This is a genomic window from Butyricicoccus sp. AM32-19 (assembly GCF_003480365.1).
In the GTDB taxonomy this organism is placed as follows: domain Bacteria; phylum Bacillota; class Clostridia; order Oscillospirales; family Butyricicoccaceae; genus Agathobaculum; species Agathobaculum butyriciproducens.
Genome location: NZ_QUIX01000011.1, coordinates 98,024 through 98,483, shown reverse-complemented (window position 1 = coordinate 98,483; position 460 = coordinate 98,024). Strand labels below are relative to the sequence as shown.

Below are 460 nucleotides of genomic sequence, written 5' to 3'. Positions count from 1 at the left end.
TCGCCCAAAGAAACCTTCACAGGCTGAATTATCAGGCGAGCACCCTTTCTTGGACATGGATCGATGCAAATGTGCTGCTTCCATACGACTGATCCAGCCTGGCCAGCGATAGTGACACCCACGATCCGTATGGACAACTGGGTGCTCTCCGACTTTTAGAAGAGAAATCGCTTTGTCCAGCATTCCGTTTGTCAACTCTGCGTTCGGGCTGATGCCAATGCTCCAACAAACAGGCATGCCATCAAAGCAGTCGATGATTGGCGAAAGATAAACCTTGCCTGCAGGGATTGCAAATTCCGTAATATCTGTCAGCCACTTTTCATTGGGACGATTTGCATGGAAATCCCGTTTTAGAAGATTGGGGACAGCTGGCGTGATTTCTCCCTGATAGGAACTGTAGCTTGTCTTCTTTCTGTTCACTCCCTGCACTCCTACTTGCTTCATAAGACGGCGAATTACC

At 48.7% G+C, this 460-nt stretch carries 1 protein-coding gene; it reads right to left on the bottom strand.

Translation table 11 applies throughout. From position 1 onward, the window contains the following. The coding region (locus DW806_RS10270; protein WP_118729889.1) for an IS3 family transposase at window positions 1-460 on the bottom strand (460 nt) is incomplete at both ends.